This window comes from Aeromonas diversa CDC 2478-85, assembly GCF_000819805.1.
Lineage (GTDB): Bacteria > Pseudomonadota > Gammaproteobacteria > Enterobacterales > Aeromonadaceae > Aeromonas > Aeromonas diversa.
This window is the reverse complement of sequence record NZ_CDCE01000035.1, coordinates 163129-179783: the sequence shown is the minus strand read 5'-3', so window position 1 is coordinate 179783 and position 16655 is coordinate 163129. Positions and strand designations below refer to the sequence as shown.

The 16655-nt window shown below is 60.9% G+C and carries 13 protein-coding genes, 4 tRNA genes and 1 pseudogene; 11 read left to right on the top strand and 7 right to left on the bottom strand.

Annotated elements, in window-relative coordinates; all coding sequences use genetic code 11:
* Window positions 1-49: 49 nt before the first annotated feature.
* The 8 genes from BN1121_RS16970 (at window position 50) to BN1121_RS16935 (ending at window position 7927) form a co-directional block, all read left to right on the top strand.
* On the top strand, window positions 50-1147 hold the full coding sequence (locus tag BN1121_RS16970; RefSeq protein WP_081606459.1) for a glycosyltransferase family 9 protein: 1098 nt from the start codon (window positions 50-52) through the stop codon (window positions 1145-1147).
* Between the two features lie 234 nt (window positions 1148-1381).
* Window positions 1382-2008, top strand: coding sequence for a guanylate kinase (gmk, locus tag BN1121_RS16965; RefSeq protein WP_005356263.1), 627 nt, complete (start codon window positions 1382-1384; stop codon window positions 2006-2008).
* A gap of 49 nt (window positions 2009-2057) precedes the next feature.
* Window positions 2058-2333, top strand: a complete 276-nt coding sequence (gene rpoZ, locus BN1121_RS16960; RefSeq protein ID WP_005356265.1) for a DNA-directed RNA polymerase subunit omega — start codon at window positions 2058-2060, stop codon at window positions 2331-2333.
* Between the two features lie 123 nt (window positions 2334-2456).
* Complete coding sequence (gene spoT / locus BN1121_RS16955; RefSeq protein ID WP_005356268.1) at window positions 2457-4574, top strand: bifunctional GTP diphosphokinase/guanosine-3',5'-bis pyrophosphate 3'-pyrophosphohydrolase; 2118 nt, start codon at window positions 2457-2459, stop codon at window positions 4572-4574.
* Window positions 4575-4622: 48 nt separating this feature from the next.
* Window positions 4623-5354, top strand: a complete 732-nt coding sequence (trmH, locus tag BN1121_RS16950) for a tRNA (guanosine(18)-2'-O)-methyltransferase TrmH (protein ID WP_005356270.1) — start codon at window positions 4623-4625, stop codon at window positions 5352-5354.
* Entirely contained in the window at window positions 5354-6016 is a 663-nt protein-coding gene (locus BN1121_RS16945) for a CatB-related O-acetyltransferase (protein WP_005356284.1), read from the top strand. Before trmH ends, BN1121_RS16945 begins: the two co-directional genes overlap by 1 nt.
* Window positions 6013-7041 (top strand): alpha/beta fold hydrolase, encoded by a 1029-nt coding sequence (locus BN1121_RS16940; protein ID WP_005356295.1) that lies wholly within the window; start codon window positions 6013-6015, stop codon window positions 7039-7041. The genes BN1121_RS16945 and BN1121_RS16940 overlap by 4 nt, the downstream gene beginning before the upstream one ends.
* Window positions 7042-7132: 91 nt before the next feature.
* A complete protein-coding gene (locus BN1121_RS16935; RefSeq protein ID WP_005356297.1) occupies window positions 7133-7927 on the top strand; it encodes a Cof-type HAD-IIB family hydrolase in 795 nt (264 codons plus the stop codon).
* Between the two features lie 33 nt (window positions 7928-7960).
* Here BN1121_RS16935 and BN1121_RS16930 read toward each other — a convergent pair whose 3' ends face one another.
* From BN1121_RS16930 to BN1121_RS16900, 7 genes are all read right to left on the bottom strand, one after another.
* A complete protein-coding gene (locus BN1121_RS16930) occupies window positions 7961-8500 on the bottom strand; it encodes an RICIN domain-containing protein (protein WP_005356298.1) in 540 nt (179 codons plus the stop codon).
* Complete coding sequence (locus BN1121_RS16925) at window positions 8497-8970, bottom strand: ricin-type beta-trefoil lectin domain protein (RefSeq protein WP_081606460.1); 474 nt, start codon at window positions 8968-8970, stop codon at window positions 8497-8499. Before BN1121_RS16925 ends, BN1121_RS16930 begins: the two co-directional genes overlap by 4 nt.
* Before the next feature lie 101 nt (window positions 8971-9071).
* Window positions 9072-10949 carry a methyl-accepting chemotaxis protein gene (locus BN1121_RS16920; protein ID WP_005356303.1) on the bottom strand — a complete coding sequence of 626 codons (1878 nt, stop codon included), beginning with the start codon at window positions 10947-10949 and terminating at the stop codon, window positions 9072-9074.
* Between the two features lie 172 nt (window positions 10950-11121).
* Window positions 11122-11198 (bottom strand) — tRNA-Pro (locus BN1121_RS16915).
* A 46-nt stretch (window positions 11199-11244) separates the two neighbouring features.
* A tRNA-Leu gene (locus BN1121_RS16910) sits at window positions 11245-11330 on the bottom strand.
* A gap of 20 nt (window positions 11331-11350) precedes the next feature.
* Window positions 11351-11426: transfer RNA gene (locus tag BN1121_RS16905), tRNA-His, on the bottom strand.
* Window positions 11427-11478: 52 nt separating this feature from the next.
* Window positions 11479-11555: transfer RNA gene (locus BN1121_RS16900), tRNA-Arg, on the bottom strand.
* Between the two features lie 219 nt (window positions 11556-11774).
* On the opposite strand from BN1121_RS16900, the gene BN1121_RS16895 reads away from it, so the two are divergent.
* The 3 genes and pseudogenes from BN1121_RS16895 (at window position 11775) to BN1121_RS16885 (ending at window position 16588) form a co-directional block, all read left to right on the top strand.
* On the top strand, window positions 11775-12332 hold the full coding sequence (locus BN1121_RS16895) for a TetR/AcrR family transcriptional regulator (RefSeq protein WP_005356306.1): 558 nt from the start codon (window positions 11775-11777) through the stop codon (window positions 12330-12332).
* A gap of 24 nt (window positions 12333-12356) precedes the next feature.
* Window positions 12357-13490: an efflux RND transporter periplasmic adaptor subunit gene (locus tag BN1121_RS16890; protein WP_005356307.1), complete on the top strand. Its 1134-nt coding sequence runs from the start codon at window positions 12357-12359 to the stop codon at window positions 13488-13490.
* 15 nt (window positions 13491-13505) lie between these two features.
* Window positions 13506-16588 (top strand): annotated as a pseudogene (locus BN1121_RS16885) (multidrug efflux RND transporter permease subunit).
* Window positions 16589-16655: the final 67 nt, after the last annotated feature.

The window sequence follows — 16655 nt, the reverse complement described above, 5'->3', positions numbered from 1 at the left end:
ACAATCCAGGGGGGAGTTTGCATAATGCCGCAAACCCCTTTTTCCCCAAATGCGTCACGCCATGCCGCTGTTTCAGACTCCCCCACGCTCCCTGTGTATACTGCGCCTCTCCGCCATCGGTGACTGCTGCCACGCATTGGCCTTGATCGGCGCGATTCGTCGCGCCTGGCCCGAGACCCGCATCACCTGGATTGTCGGCACGCTGGAGGCCAGCCTGTTTAGCCATCTGCCCGGGGTCGAGATCATTCCTTTCGACAAGAAAGAGGGGTGGCGTGGCTATCGCAAGCTCTGGCAACAGCTTAAGGGCCATCGCTTCGATGCCCTGCTTCATCTGCAGGCGGCCCTGAGGGCCAGCATCGCCACCCTGGGCATCCGCGCCGACGTGAAACTCGGCTTCGACCGGTCGCGGGCCAGCGACGGCCAGTGGCTCTTCACCAACCATAAGGTCCCCTCGCCGACCTCCCCCCATGTGCTCGACGGCTTTCTCGCCTTCGCCCGCGAGCTCGGTGTGGTAGACCCTCAGCCCAGCTGGGATCTGCCCATCGCCCCCCAGGACCGAGCCTGGGCGCGAGAGACGCTGGGGACCAAACCGACCCTGCTCATCTGCGCCGCCGCCAGCAAGGCGTTCAAGAACTGGACCGCAGAGGGCTATGCCGCCGTGGCCGACCACGCCGCAGAACGCGGCTTTCAGGTCTTATTGTGCGGCGGCCCCGCCCAGCTGGAGCGGGATCTCGCCCACGACATCCAGACCCGCTGCCGCACCCAGCCCAGCAACCTGGTGGGCCAGACCCGGCTGCCCCAGCTGCTGGCTCTCATCGCCGAGGCTAGCCTGGTGATTTCCCCGGATACGGGGCCGGCCCATATGGCCACCATCACAGGTACCCCGGTGATCGGCCTCTATGCCCACCATAACCCCGAGCGTACCGGCCCCTATCACTGCCGGGAGTGGGTGGTGAGCGTCTATCGGGAGTGCATCGAGCGGGAAACCGGGCGCCCTCCGGAGCAACTGGACTGGCGGACCCGCCTCAAGGATCCCAGGGCAATGGCACTGATTCCCCCGGCACGGGTCGTCGATGTGTTCGATACGTGGCTGAAGACCCAACAAGATCCTTCGGCTAAACCGAATGAACCGTCAGAAATAACCTGATAGCCACCCCAATCGCGGATGGCGAGAATGGCCCTTGCGTGGAGAGCGATCCCGCAGCAAGCCAATTTGTTTCTATGGCTGGAGTCACTCCAGCCATTTTTTTATCCGCACCACTCTGCTAGAATTGCGCCCCCTTTATATCCCCTGGTCGATCCGCGTGGCAGTCCCCTCATAGGGCAAATGACCGCCGGGTTTGCTACAACCAGAGTATCTGTTTCAGGAGCACGGTGAGCCATGGCGCAGCAAGGCACCCTCTACATCATCTCCTCCCCGAGCGGGGCGGGTAAGTCCAGCCTGATCAACGCCCTGCTGACCCAGCACAACGAGGCTGGCAATATGATGCTGTCGGTCTCACACACCACTCGGGCGCCGCGTCCGGGCGAGGTCGACGGGCAGCACTATCACTTCGTGCCGGTGGAACAGTTCAAGGCGCTCATCGAGCGGGGCGATTTCCTGGAGTGGGCCGAGGTGTTTGGCAACTACTACGGCACCTCTCGTGCCGCGATTGAAGCCAGCCTGGCTCAGGGCATCGACGTCTTCCTCGATATCGACTGGCAGGGTGCTCGCCAGATCCGCGAGCTGATGCCCACCAAGTCTATCTTCATTCTGCCCCCGAGCCGGGCCGAACTGGAGCGCCGTCTCATCGGTCGCGGTCAGGACAGCGCCGAGATCATTGCCGGCCGCATGGCCAAGGCCACGGCCGAGATGGTGCACTACAACGAGTACGACTACGTCATCATCAACGAGGATTTCGAGCAGGCCCTGTTTCAGCTGCGCGCCATCCTCGAGAGCCAGCGCCTGACCCTGGCAAACCAGCAGTTGGCGCAGCAGGGGTTGCTGCAACAGCTACTGGCGGAATAAGCTAAAACCAAGTACTATTTTGCGTCATTTTTAAACACTGGAGTCCTGCATGGCACGCGTTACTGTAGAAGATGCTGTAAAACAGGTGGGTAACCGTTTTGACCTGGTGCTGGTCGCCGCGCGCCGCGCCCGCCAGATCGCGGTTCAAGGCAAAGAGCCCCTGGTAGACGAAGAGAACGACAAGCCGACCGTGATCGCCCTGCGTGAGATCGAACAAGGTCTGGTGAACAACCAGGTCATGGACGCCCAGGATCGCTACGAGCAGCAGGAACAGGAAGCCGCCGAATTGGCCGCCGTTGCTGCCATCGCCGAGGGACGCGGCTAAGCCACCCCTCCTCGCAAGGGCCCATCTCAGGGCCCTTGCCCCATTTACAAGCGATCAAAAACCTCGCACACTCAAGCCCAACCACCCTGCCATGGATAACCGCTAACTGCTTGTGGGGCTGCCTTGTATCTATTTGAAAGTCTTAAAGAAGTAGCCAATTCCTATCTGCCGTCCGAGCAGGTGGAGAAGCTGAGGCAAGCCTATGTGATGGCCCGGGATGCCCATCAGGGACAGATGCGCTCCAGTGGCGAACCCTATATCACCCACCCGGTGGCGGTTGCCCGCATCCTGGGTGACATGCGTCTCGACCATGAAACCCTGATGGCAGCCGTGCTGCACGACGTCATCGAGGATACTCCGGTCACCAAAGAGGATCTGGCCGAGCACTTTGGCGATGCCGTGGCCGAGCTGGTTGCCGGCGTCTCAAAGCTCGACAAGCTCAAGTTTCGCGATCGCAAAGAGGCCCAGGCGGAAAACTTCCGCAAGATGATGATGGCCATGACCCAGGATATCCGGGTCATCCTGATCAAGCTGGCCGATCGCACTCACAACATGCGCACCCTGGGCTCACTACGCCCGGACAAGCGCCGCCGCATCGCCCGCGAAACCCTCGAGATCTTCGCCCCCATCGCCAACCGCCTCGGCATCCACACCATGAAGAACGAGCTGGAAGAGCTCGGCTTCGAGGCGCTCTACCCGATGCGCTCCCGGGTGTTGCGGGAATCGGTGCGCCGCGCCCGCGGCAACCGCCGCGAGATCATCGAGTCGATCCAGAGCGAGATCGAAGGGCGTCTCGGCGAGGCTGGCATTGAGGCCCAGGTCAGCGGCCGCGAGAAGAACCTCTTCTCCATCTACAACAAGATGGAGAAAAAGGAGCTGCAGTTTCACGAGGTGATGGATATCTACGCCTTCCGGGTCAAGGTGAAGGACATCGACACCTGCTACCGGGTGCTGGGCCAGATGCACAGCCTCTACAAGCCGCGTCCGGGTCGCTTCAAAGACTATATCGCCATCCCCAAGACCAACGGTTACCAATCCCTGCACACCTCTCTGGTGGGGCCGCACGGGGTACCGGTAGAGGTGCAGATCCGCACCGAATTCATGGACCAGATGGCCGACAAGGGGGTCGCCGCTCACTGGACCTACAAACAGGACGGTGACAGCTCGGGCACCACGGCCCAGATCCGTGCCCAGCGCTGGATGCAGAGCCTGCTCGAGCTGCAACAGAGTGCCGGCAGCTCGTTTGAGTTCATCGAAGGGGTCAAGACCGATCTGTTCCCGGACGAGATCTATGTCTTCACCCCCGAGGGCCGCATAATGGAGCTGCCCGCCGGCGCCACTCCGGTGGACTTCGCCTACACAGTGCACACCGACATAGGCCACTCCTGCGTCGGTGCCCGGGTAGACCGCCACCCCTATCCGCTGAGCAGCCAGCTCCACTCGGGCCAAACGGTCGAGATCATCACGGCCCCCGGCGCCCGCCCCAACGCGGCCTGGCTCAACTTCGTGGTGACCACCAAGGCGCGCTCCAAGATCCGCCAGTTCCTCAAGAACCTGCGCACCGAGGAGTCGGTCGTGCTGGGCCGACGCCTGCTCAACCATGCTCTTGGCGCCAAGAACATCGAGGACATCCCAGAGGAGCGGGTCAAGCAGGTGCTCACCGACACCAAACATGACTCCCTGCAGGGACTGCTGGCCGATATCGGCCTCGGCAACGCCATGAGCGTCATGGTGGCGCGCCGCATGCTGGGCGACACCCTGCCCCCCGAGGAGCAGCCCAAGAGCAATAACAAGAAGATGCCGATCAAGGGGGCCGACGGCCTGCTGGTCACCTTCGCCAACTGCTGCCGCCCCATTCCCGGGGACGCCATCATCGCCCACGTGAGCCCCGGCAAGGGTCTGGTGATCCACCAGGAGACCTGCCGCAACATCAAGGGCTACAGCAGGGAGCCGGACAAGTACCTACCGGTTCAGTGGGAAGTGGACAAGGAGCAGGAACAGGAGTTCAAGACCGGCGTCAACATCGAGATCGTCAACCACCAGGGTGCCCTGGCCGAACTGGCCAACGTCATCGCGGCGACCGGTGCCAACATCCACGGCATCAGTACCGAGGAGAAGGATGGACGGGTCTACCTGGTCAGCCTGCTCATCACCACCAAGAGTCGCATCCATCTCGCCAACATCATGCGCAAGATCCGGGTCATGCCGGACGTGCTGCGCGTGGGGCGGCAAAAAAATTGACCAGACGGGCGGCGCAAGCCGCCCGCTGCTTTAGACAAGAGAAGAGCCATGACCCCCGAACGCTTCAAGCGCATCACCGACATGCTGGCAATGCGTCAGTTGGACCTAACCGTCTGTCTGGAAGAGGTGCACAAACCCCACAACCTGGCGGCCATAGTGCGTACCGCCGATGCCATTGGCATCCACCGGGTGCACGCTGTATGGCCACGCAAGCGCATCGCCAAGCGCAAGGGCACGGCCCGGGGCAGCCAGAACTGGGTCGATGTGAAACTGCATCAGGACATTCACACCGCCGTGGCCGAACTCAAGGCCAGCGGCATGCAGATCCTGGCCACCCACCTATCCGAGAGCTCGGTAGACTTTCGTGCCATCGACTACACCAGGCCCACTGCCATCCTGTTTGGCCAGGAGAAGTTCGGCATCACCGACGAGGCGCTGGCCCTGGCCGATCATCATATCGTGGTGCCCATGGTTGGCATGGTGCAATCCCTCAACGTCTCGGTGGCCGCCGCCGCCATCCTCTACGAGGCGCAGCGCCAGCGTGAGCTGGCCGGTTGCTACAGCCGTGGCTGCCCGTTGGAGGCCGAGGAGCAGAACGCCATCCTGTTCGAGGGAGGGCACCCCATCTTCGCCAGGATCTGCAAACAAAAGGATCTCCCCTATCCCCAGCTCGGGCCCGAAGGAGAGATCCTGGCCGATGAGGCCTGGTGGCAGAAGGTACAGATGACCCGCGACAGCTGGGCACATCTGGACGACGAGGAAGAGTCGCTGGAGGAGTAATGGACAACCCGTTTGGCAGCTGGCTCGAATCTCAGGTGATCCGCGATCACCTCAGCAACCCCAATATCGAGGCCGGTGAGTACAGCTACTACTCCGGCTACTACCACGGTAAGCCGTTCGAGGATCACTGCGTGCGCTACCTGCTGGGCGACGGCTCGACCCGCGCCGCTTGGGAGAGTGGCCAGTGGGGTGAGGTGGATCGCCTCCTCATCGGCAAGTTCTGCTCGATCGGCTCGGGCGCCACCTTCCTGCTCGCCGGCAATCAGGGGCACCGCATGGACTGGGTCTCCACCTTCCCGTTCGACGCCGAGCGCTTCGGCGAAGGGGCTCGTAGTGGCTTCCGGCGCAAGGGGGATACCCGCATCGGCCATGACGTCTGGATCGGTACCGAGGCGATGATCATGCCCGGCATCACTGTTGGTCATGGCGCCGTCATCGCCTCCCGCGCCGTGGTTACCCGGGATGTGCCGCCCTACACCCTAGTCGGCGGCAACCCAGCCACGCCGCTGCGCGCGCGCTTTGACGAAGAGCAGATCGCCATGCTGCTGGAAATGGCCTGGTGGGACTGGCCGCTGACGCAGATCCGCCACCACATGCCCAGCCTCTGCTCGGGCGACATAGACCACCTGTACCATATCTGGCAAACGGAGATGGCATCATGAAGCCCTGCTGGTTGCTCCTGCTGACCCTGTTAACCCCCGGAGTATTCGCCGTGACCGCCCCCCTCAGTTCCGAAACCCGCCTCGAGCTCCTGCACCGTGACGTCTTGCCCACCTTCTGGCAGGAGCACGCTCGCGAGGGGGAGTTTATCGGCAAAGACAAGGTGCCCATCCGCTACGCCGTGCTGCGCCACCCGGGTAGTGAACGCGCTATCATGGTGGTGAACGGCCGAGTCGAGACCTATCTCAAGTATCAGGAGCTAGCCTGGGATCTGTGGAATCAGGGCTACAGCCTCTACCTCATCGACCACCGCGGCCAGGGCCGCTCCGGCAGAATGCTCGGCGCTCCCCAGAAAGGCTACGTGGCCCACTTCGAAGACTATGTGGAGGATCTCAAAACCTTCCACGATCGGGTTGTACAGGCAGACCAACCGGCCAAGGTGTTTATACTGGCCCACTCCATGGGTGGCGCCATCTCGGCCCGCTATCTCGAGCGTTGGCCTGACGACGTTCAGGCCGCCGTGCTCTCCTCACCCATGATGGGCATCAACCTGGGCGGCCTGCCGGTCTGGTTGGCCAAGGGCTTGGCAAGCACCATAGACACGGTCGGTGGCTGGTTTGGCGAACCCCCCTATGGGCCCGGCCAGGGGCCCTACACCGATCACGGCTTCACCGACAACGAACTGACCCACAGTGCACTGCGCTACCGCCTTTTTCGCGAGCAGTATGAGCGCACCCCCGAGGTGAAACTGGGCGGTGCCACCGCCCACTGGATCCGTGAAGGTATCCTGGCCGGTGAACAGGCCATCGCCGAGGCAGACAAGATCAAGACTCCGCTCCTGCTACTGCAGGCGGGTGAGGACAGCGTGGTGGATAATGCAGCCCAAGAGACCTTCTGCCACACCGCCCCCTGCGAGGGTGGCAAACCGCTGCGTATCGAGGGCGCCTGGCACGAGCTCTTCATCGAGCGCGACGAGCTGCGCCAGTCGGCCTTGCAGGCCACGCTCACCTTCCTCGGGCGTTACTAATCCGCCTATTTTTTGGGCTGCTAAATAAATGGGGTGGCGGGAGCGGTTGCTGTACACTGCTCCCGCTTTCATTCGTAACCCCGAGGTGATGATGTATAAGGTCGTTGTATCCGATCTCGACGGAACCCTGCTCAACAGTGCCCATCAGATCTCCGCACGCACTCGCGCCACCCTGCACAATCTGGTGCAGCAAGGGGTCAAGTTCGTGATGGCCACAGGCCGCCACTATGTGGACGTGCGCCACATTCGCGACACCCTGGGGCTCGATATCTACCTCATCACCTCCAACGGTGCCGTGGTCCACGACAAGCAAGACCAGTTGGTATTCAACCAGACGATTGCAGCCGACATCGCACGCGAACTGGTCACCCTGGAGCGCGACAGCGACATCCACCTGAACGTTTACTACGGGGAGGAGTGGCTGGTCGAGGCAGAGATGCCCTGGCTGCTGCAATTCCATCACGAGTCGGGCTTCAGCTACCGCAAGGTGGATCTCGCCAGCCACCCCCTCGATAGGGTCAATAAGGTGTTCTATATCGGCGAGCATGAGAAGCTGGTGGAGATCGAGCAAGGTCTCAAGGCCCGCTACGGCCAGTTGCTGCACGTCACCTTCTCCCTGCCCGACTGCCTCGAAGTGATGCACGGCGAGGTCAACAAGGGGAGTGCCGTCAAGGCGGTGCTGGAGCAAAACGGCCTGAACCTGGAGCAGGCCATCGCCTTTGGCGACGGCATGAACGACTTCGAGATGCTCAGCATGGTCGGTCACGGGGTGGTGATGGGCAACGCCCACGATCGTCTTCTCAACGCACTGCCGCACCACCAGCGCACCCTCACCTCGGACGAGGATGGGGTCGCTCACTACCTCGAGCGCTGCTTCGCACGCTAATGCACAAGGGGAACCCTGCGGTTCCCCTTGTCGTTATTGCCAACGAAAACGCTGATTGTCCCGGCCATGGCACTGCCACAGGATGAGCGGCGTGCCGTTGTCATTTCGCCCCTGAGCGACATCGAGGCAAAGGCCGCTGCTGCGGCTTATCAGCCGGTCGCGCTCGCGCCGCCACTGCTGGTTACTGCCGTCGTGGCATTCCCAGGCAACCACCCTGGCCCCCGGTTCACGCCGATCCCCCGCGACATCGAGACACTTGTCCCCCACGCGCACGCGCTCGCCGTCGAGACGAAAACGCTGGTTTTCTCCACCGTGGCACTCCCATAGCTGTAGCCGATTCCCCTGGCGCACCCCGCCGGCGATATCGAGGCACTTGCCGTTGCTTGCGACGATTGAGCCACCCTTTTCTCGCTCACGGCGATCCTTCTTCTCCTGCTTCTGATCGTAATAAACGGCGGCCCCGATGGCGCCGACCACCACGGCCCCCAGCAAGAGATCACTGGCATCCAGGCTCTGACACCCTCCCAGAGAAAGGGAAAGACAAGCGGCAATCAAGGGAGAGGGACGCTTCATCCTGCCTCCCCGAGCGAGAAATTCTGATTGGCACCACCGTAACAGTCGGCCAGCCGTAGCGGTGTACCTTCTCGATTGCGATTACCCGCTACATCCAGGCACTGCTTGGTGTTGGACGCCTGCAGGCTACCGAGACGCCAGACCCAACGCAGGGCCTGATCGCAGTGGGTCAGCCTCAGGAGCCCGCCATTATGGTCCAGACAGCGTTCACCACTACGCAGCTGCCCCTGCCACCAGACCAGTTGTGTCACGGGGTCACTATAGCAGCGCTGGGTCACCACGCCCCCCTGCGCCAATGGCTCGAGACAAAACCCGGCACTGGTCCGCACACTCGGCCCTGCCGGTGCGACGATCTCGCCTTCATGTAGATAGGGATTTACGAGATCCTGGGTCGGTGGCTGCCAGGCACAGGCCGCCAACATGAGGGAAGAGCCCAGGCTCATCCCAAAACGAAGATAGGTAGTAGTCATTATGATCAAGCCTGAACCACGCCGGCGCGATGCCGGAAAGCTTGAGTTATATCATTTCCCCCCTCGGGACCAAGGGAGGAAATGTAAACAAACGTGACCGTTTAGACCCGGAAACGTCCCAACAGAGCCAGTTGTTGCTCGATTTGCTGCGTCATGGCGAGACAGTGCTGCGCCTGCTGCTCGGCCCCCTGCGACACCTCTTGGCTGATGTCCCTAATGTTGGTGGTGTTGCGATTGATCTCCTCCGTGGTCGAGCTTTGCTCCTCGGCGGCGGCGGCAATCTGCAGGTTCATGTCGTTGATCTGACTGATCGCATCACGGATCCGCCCCAACACCTCATTGGCTTCCTGAGCATCCTGGGCCGTTTGGCTGGCGATGTCACGACTCATCCGCATCTTCTCTTCGGTCTGCCGCACCCCCACCTGAAGTTGGTCGATCATCTCGCGGATCTCGCGGGTCGACTGCTGGGTACGGGAGGCCAGTGAGCGCACCTCGTCGGCCACGACGGCAAACCCGCGTCCAGACTCCCCGGCTCGTGCAGCTTCGATCGCCGCATTGAGGGCCAGCAGATTGGTCTGCTCGGCGATACTGGTGATAACCGACAGAATTGACTCGATATTTTGGCTGAAACGGGCCAGATCATTCACGGCAGCGCCGGTCTGCTCCATCTCGTCGGCAAGCCGCTGAATGGCCGAGGTAGATCGAGATACCACAGTGACCCCCTGCTCGGTCTCGTCATTGGCGGCATTGGCGGCATGGGCTGCTGCCTGGGCATGCTGCGCCACCTCGCTGGCGGTCGAGGCCATCTCGTTCATGGCCGTCGCCAGCTGGTCCAGCTCCTGTAACTGTTGCTGCAGGCGGTCGGCTGCCATATACGCCTCGTCCGATGTCTGCTGGCAGCTGCCCTTTATCTGGGTCGCACTGAACATCACATCGCTGATGAGTTCCTGTAGATAACCGACAAAACCGTTGAACTCCCGGGCAACCAGACCAAACTCATCCTGGCTGCGATCCGGCAGGCGCCGGGTCAAATCGCCCTCACCCCGGTTCATCTCTTGCAGCGAACCACTCAGGGCATCGAGAGGATGCAGCAGCGCCTTGGTGAGCATCCCGAGCAGGAGCAGGCTGACCACAACACCGATGATAATACCCACCATCGCCCTGGCCTGTACCGCCGATGCCGCCGCATTGACCTTCTCAGCATCGAGGACGACACCGATATACCAGTCCACCCCTTTCAGATTGCGCAGGGGGGTAAACGAGAGCATCAGCTCATGACCGGCATGCTCTATGGTCGTAAAATTTTTCTCGAGCGGTGCCCGCGCCCCCAGCAGTTCGGTATAACTCTTACCGTTCCACTGATTGTCGGGATGGGAGACGATATTGCCATTCCCAGCCAGCAGGAAGGCGTAACCGGCGCCATTGAAGCTGGCGGTATTCAGCGCATCCGATACCGTCTTGAGGCTGAGATCGCCCCCAAAGGCTCCCATGAACTGCCCCTTGTTGGTCAGCTTGGCCACCGCCGAAATCAGGATCTCGCCACTGGCTGCATCAGGATAGGGCTCGGTCAAGATGGCCTGGTTGCCGGCCTTGGCCACCCCGTACCAGGGGCGCTGCCGGGCATCCCAGTTGGGGGGATCCCAACTCTGGTTGTTGGTGATCCGCTTCCCGTCGCTATCGAGCCCGCCAAAAATCAGCAGAAACTCCTGCTTGAGCAAGGGAGTATCGAAGGTGGCCTGGATTCTCTCCGGGGTAAACTCGCCATCGATCTGTTGCGACATCATGTCGATCAGAGCCAGCTTGCTGCCAAGCCAGTTCTCGATCTGCCGAGCCAGCGCATCGCTGGTCTCACCGATGTCTGCCTCCACCTGATGACTCATGGTCGATTTGACCTGACTGACCTGCACCCAGGATAGGGTACTGATGGCCAGAAAGAGGATGCCGGCTGCCGCCAGCCCTATCTTGTGGGACATCTTCATAGAAAACTTCCTTGTCTACTGCACAACGCTTGTGTGGCTTGCCGAAAACCTATTTGAGCGTAATACAGATTTAAGTCATGTCCGTTTGAAGCCACATGTGGCAGGAGCAGAAACAAGGCAAGGAAGGGTAAAAACGAAAAAACCGGCCTCGATAGCCGGTTTTACAACGAAGTGGTCGGTGATAGAGGATTCGAACCTCTGACCCTCTGGTCCCAAACCAGATGCGCTACCAGACTGCGCTAATCACCGATGAAGAGAGATAAACAAAAAGACCCTTAAGGGTCAATCAGAAATATGGTGCGAAGAGAGGGACTTGAACCCTCACGCCCGGGGGGCACTAACACCTGAAGCTAGCGCGTCTACCAATTCCGCCACCTTCGCACAGTGCACAGCAAAAATAATGGGGTGGCTGATGGGACTCGAACCCACGACAACCGGAATCACAATCCGGGACTCTACCAACTGAGCTACAACCACCACTGCTGTTATTCGACAACGTCTTCACCCGCAATACGGCACGCTAAATAAATGGCGCGCCCGACAGGATTCGAACCTGTGACCTCTGCCTCCGGAGGGCAGCGCTCTATCCAGCTGAGCTACGGGCGCCACGCTGTCGAACGGGGCGCAATATTAATGACGCCCCCCTATCCTGTCCAGCTTTTTTTTCTTTCACTCATGCGACTGCTGCTTTTTGCAACACAACGCACACGCGATAGACAAAAACCGCCAAAATAGCCGCCGAACACTCAGTTTCGCTCCTCGTTACGGCTTGACATGTTTGACGCCCCACCTAGAATGAATGAACGTTCATTCTAGGCTGGCATCATGGACAAACGCGAGCGTATCTTTCAAGCCACTCAGGAGTTGTTGGCAGAGAAGGGCTTTCACGGGCTCTCCATGTCTATGGTAGCCAAACAGGCCTCCGTGGCAACAGGAACTATCTATCGCTACTTCAGCGATAAAGACGATCTGTTGCGCCAGCTCCACCGCCACGTCCATATTCAGGCGTTGGCGATTATCCTGGCCGACCAGGACCCCAGCCAACCCCCTTTCGAGCAGTACCGCCGACTCTGGCTGAATGCGTTCAGGGTGTTAAGCGAGGATCCCGACGCCCTGCGCTGCAAGGCGCAGTATGAGGCCTCCCCCAACTACCCCGAGATCGAGCTGGATGTGTGGGACCTGTGGCAACCCATTCTCGACTTCTTCGAACAAGGGCGCATCCAGGGCCTGTTTATCGACCTGCCCCCGCGCCTGCTCAGCGCCTTGAGCCTGGACTCGGTGGTACACATTGCCCAACTGGCTCGTCTGCAGGATCCCCGCATCAACGAGCAGCAAATCAATACGATCATTCTCGCCAGCTGGCGAGCCATTTTGGTTCCTTAACTTAACCCCCAGGAGTGAGAGCTCATGAAAAAGTGGATGGGCATCATGTTGCTCATCGCGCTGGCCCTGTTTGGCAGCGTGATCGGTTTCAATCTGTTCAAACAGAAGATGATTGCCAACTTCATGGCAAACCGGCCAGAACCCGAATTTCCGGTGACGGTGCACAAGGTCACTACAGAGGCCTGGGTACCGACCATAGAGGCGATCGGCTTTATCGAACCCAATCAGGGGGTGACCCTCACCACCGAACAGTCGGGAACCATAGATACCATCAGCTTCGAGTCGGGTCAGAACGTCAAGGCCGACCAGCTGCTGTTGAGCCTGGATGCCAGCGTCGAGAAGGCCAATTTGAGCGCCTCCCTGGCCAAGCTGCCCGCCGCCAAGGCCAAGTACGAGCGCTATCGCAACCTATTGGCCAAGGGCTCTATCTCGCAGGATCAGCTGGATGACTCCGAGGCCACCTACAAGTCGCTGCTGGCGGACATCGAGAGCCTGAAATCCACCATCGCCCGCCGTGAGGTCCGTGCCCCGTTTGCCGGCGTGGTGGGTCTGCGCAACGTCTTCCTCGGCCAGTATCTGCAGCCGGGTAACGACATAGTGCGTCTCGAGGACACCAGCGTGATGCGCCTGCGCTTCACCGTGCCGCAGACCGATATCTCCCGCATCCATCTGCAGCAGCCCATCCTGATCAACGTCGATTCCTACCCGAGCCGCCCGTTCAAGGGTCATATCAGCGCCATCGAACCCGCCGTTAACTACCAGAGCGGTCTGATCCAGGTGCAAGCCGACATCCCCAATAACGATGGCCAGCTGCGCTCCGGCATGTTTGCCCGCGCCAGCATCCTGTTGCCCGCCATCGAGCAACAGATAGTGCTGCCCCAGACAGCCATCTCTTTCACCCTCTACGGCGAAAACGTCTATGTGGTGCGCGAGAGCGAGGAACAGGACAAGGAAGGCAACGCGGTCAAGGTCAAACGGGCCGAGCAGGTCGTGGTCAGGGTAAACGAGCGCAAGGGTAACGATGCCCATGTGGTCTCTGGCATCCAGGCCGGCGACGAAGTGGTCATGTCTGGCCAGGTACGTTTGAGCAACGGCGCCAGGGTGAAGATCGTGGACGACAAGGGGCTTGCTGTCCCGACACAAACCCCCATGCTGTAACACGCGGAGAGACAGATGCGTTTTACCGACATATTCATCAAGCGCCCCATCCTGGCGATCTCGATCAGTTTTCTGATCGCGCTGCTGGGACTGCAGGCCATCTTCAAGATGCAGGTGCGCGAGTACCCGGAGATGACCAACACGGTCGTCACGGTCAGCACCAGCTATTACGGCGCCAGTGCCGACCTGATCCAGGGGTTTATCACCCAGCCACTGGAGCAGGCCGTCGCCCAGGCCGACAACATCGACTTCATGACCTCGTCGACCCAGTTGGGTAGCTCCACCATCACGGCATACATGAAGCTCAACACCGACCCGAACGCTGCCCTGTCCGATATTCTGGCCAAGGTTAACTCGGTACGCTCCCAACTGCCGAAGGAGTCGGAAGACCCCTCGGTCACCATGTCCACCGGCTCGACCACGGCGGTGCTTTACATCGGCTTCACCAGTCCGGAGCTCAACGCCAGTCAGATCACCGACTATCTTGAGCGGGTCATCAAGCCCCAGCTCTTCACCGTCGGCGGGGTCTCCAAGGTCGACATGTACGGCGGCACCAAGTACGCCCTGCGGGTGTGGCTGGATCCGGCCAAGATGGCGGCCTTCAACCTGACCGCCGCCGACGTGATGGGCGTGCTCAACAGCAACAACTATCAGTCGGCCACCGGTCAGGCCATCGGCTATTTCACCCTCTACAACGGTAACGCCGAGACTCAGGTCAATGATACCGAGGAGCTCAAGCGCCTGGTGGTCGCCACCCGCGACAGCAAGGTGATCCGCCTGGCCGACATCGCCAGGGTGACCATGGAGAAGAGCCACGACGTCTATCGCGCCACCGCCAACGGCCGTGAGGCCGTGGTGCTGGCCGTCAACGCCGCGCCGACCGCCAACCCGATCAACATCGCCCACGATGTGCTGGAGCTGCTGCCGGAGCTCAAGCGCAACATGCCGAGCACCATGGAGTCCAACGTCCTCTATGACTCCACGGTCGCGATCAACGAGTCGATCCACGAGGTTATCAAGACCATCGTCGAGGCGGCCCTCATCGTTCTGGTGGTGATCACCCTGTTCCTCGGCTCCTTCCGTGCCGTACTGATCCCCATCATCACCATTCCCCTCAGCCTGATCGGCGTGGTGATGGTGATGCAGATGTTCGACTTCTCCATCAACCTGATGACGCTGCTCGCCATGGTGCTGGCCATCGGCCTGGTGGTGGATGACGCCATCGTGGTGCTGGAGAACGTGGATCGTCACGTCAAGGAGGGCGAGGACCCGTTCCGCGCCGCCATCATAGGCACCCGCGAGATTGCCGTCCCGGTTATCGCCATGACCCTGACCCTGGCCGCCGTGTACGCGCCGATCGCCCTGATGGGAGGGATCACCGGATCCCTGTTCAAGGAGTTCGCCCTGACCCTGGCGGGTGCCGTGTTTGTCTCCGGCGTGGTGGCACTGACCCTCTCACCCATGATGTGCTCCAAGATGCTCAAGGCCAACGAGGCGCCGGGCAAGTTCGAGAGCAAGGTTCACCACCTGCTGGATCGCATGACGGCCCGCTATGACGCCATGCTGCACGCCATCATGCACAAGCGCATCGTGATCGTGACCTTTGCCGTCATCGTCTTTGCCAGCCTGCCACTGCTGTTCAAGTTCATCCCGAGCGAACTGGCTCCGAGCGAGGATAAAGGGGTGATGGCGGTGCTGGGGACCGCCCCCTCCAACGCCAACCTGGACTACATCCAGGGCACCATGGAGCAGGTGAACAAGGTGCTCGACGAACAACCTGAAGTGGCCTTCTCTCAGGTCTTCTCCGGGGTGTTTGACTCCAACCAGGCCTTCGGCATCGCGTCCATGGTGCCCTGGAGCCAGCGTGACGCCAGTCAGAAGGAGGTATTGGACCGGGTCGCCGGACTGGTGCAGGACGTGCCCGGCATGTCGATCACCACCTTCCAGTTCCCCGAGCTTCCTGGTGCCTCGAGCGGCCTGCCGGTGCAGTTCGTCATCACCACGCCGAACCACTTCGAGAGCCTCTATCAGGTGGCAAGCGAGATGCTGGCAGCGGTACAGGGGAGCGGTCGCTTCGTCTACTCGACCCTGGATCTGAACTACGACTCCGCCACCATGAAGATCAAGATCGACAAGGACAAGGCGGGGCCTACGGCATCACCATGCAGGACATAGGTATCACGCTGGGAACCATGATGGCTGACGGCTACGTCAACCGGATCGACCTGGATGGCCGCTCCTACGAGGTGATCCCTCAGGTGGAGCGCAAGTACCGCCTCAATCCCGAGTCGATCAAGGGTTACTATGTGCGGGCAGCAGACGGGAAATCCATTCCTCTGGGCAGCCTCATCACCATCGAGGTGGTTGGTGAACCTCGTGCCCTGCCCCACTTCAACCAGCTCAACTCGGCTACCATAGGCGCCGTACTGATGCCGGGTGCCACCATGGGGGAGGCCATCGGCTGGCTCGATGCCAAGGCCGAGGAGCTGCTGCCCAAGGGCTATCGCTATGACTACATGGGCGAAGCACGCCAGTTCGTCACCGAAGGCAGCGCCCTCTACGCCACCTTCGCCCTGGCGCTGGCCATCATCTTCCTGGTGCTGGCGATCCAGTTCGAATCGGCTCGCGACCCTCTGGTCATCATGGTGTCGGTACCGCTCGCCATCAGCGGGGCCCTGATCGCCCTGGCCTGGGGCGCGGCGACCATGAACATCTACTCTCAGGTAGGTCTCATCACGCTGGTTGGCCTGATTACCAAGCACGGCATCCTGATCTGCGAGGTGGCCAAGGAGGAGCAGCTGCTGCACGGTCGCAACCGGATGGAGGCCGTGATGGCCGCCGCCAAGGTGCGTCTGCGTCCGATCCTGATGACTACCGCGGCCATGATCGCCGGTCTCATCCCGCTGCTCTACGCCTCTGGCGCCGGCGCCGCCCAGCGCTTTAGCATAGGTATCGTCATCGTGGCGGGGCTGGCCATCGGCACCCTCTTCACCCTGTTCGTGCTGCCGGTCATCTACACCTACCTGGCCTCGGAGCACAAACCCTTGCCGGAGTTTGACGAGTCAATTCCGCCCAAGGCCAAGGCGGGAAGCCACTAACCTCCGGCATACGACCGAAACCATAGGGGAGCCCAGGCTCCCCTTTTTTAATGCCGAGATTGCTTAA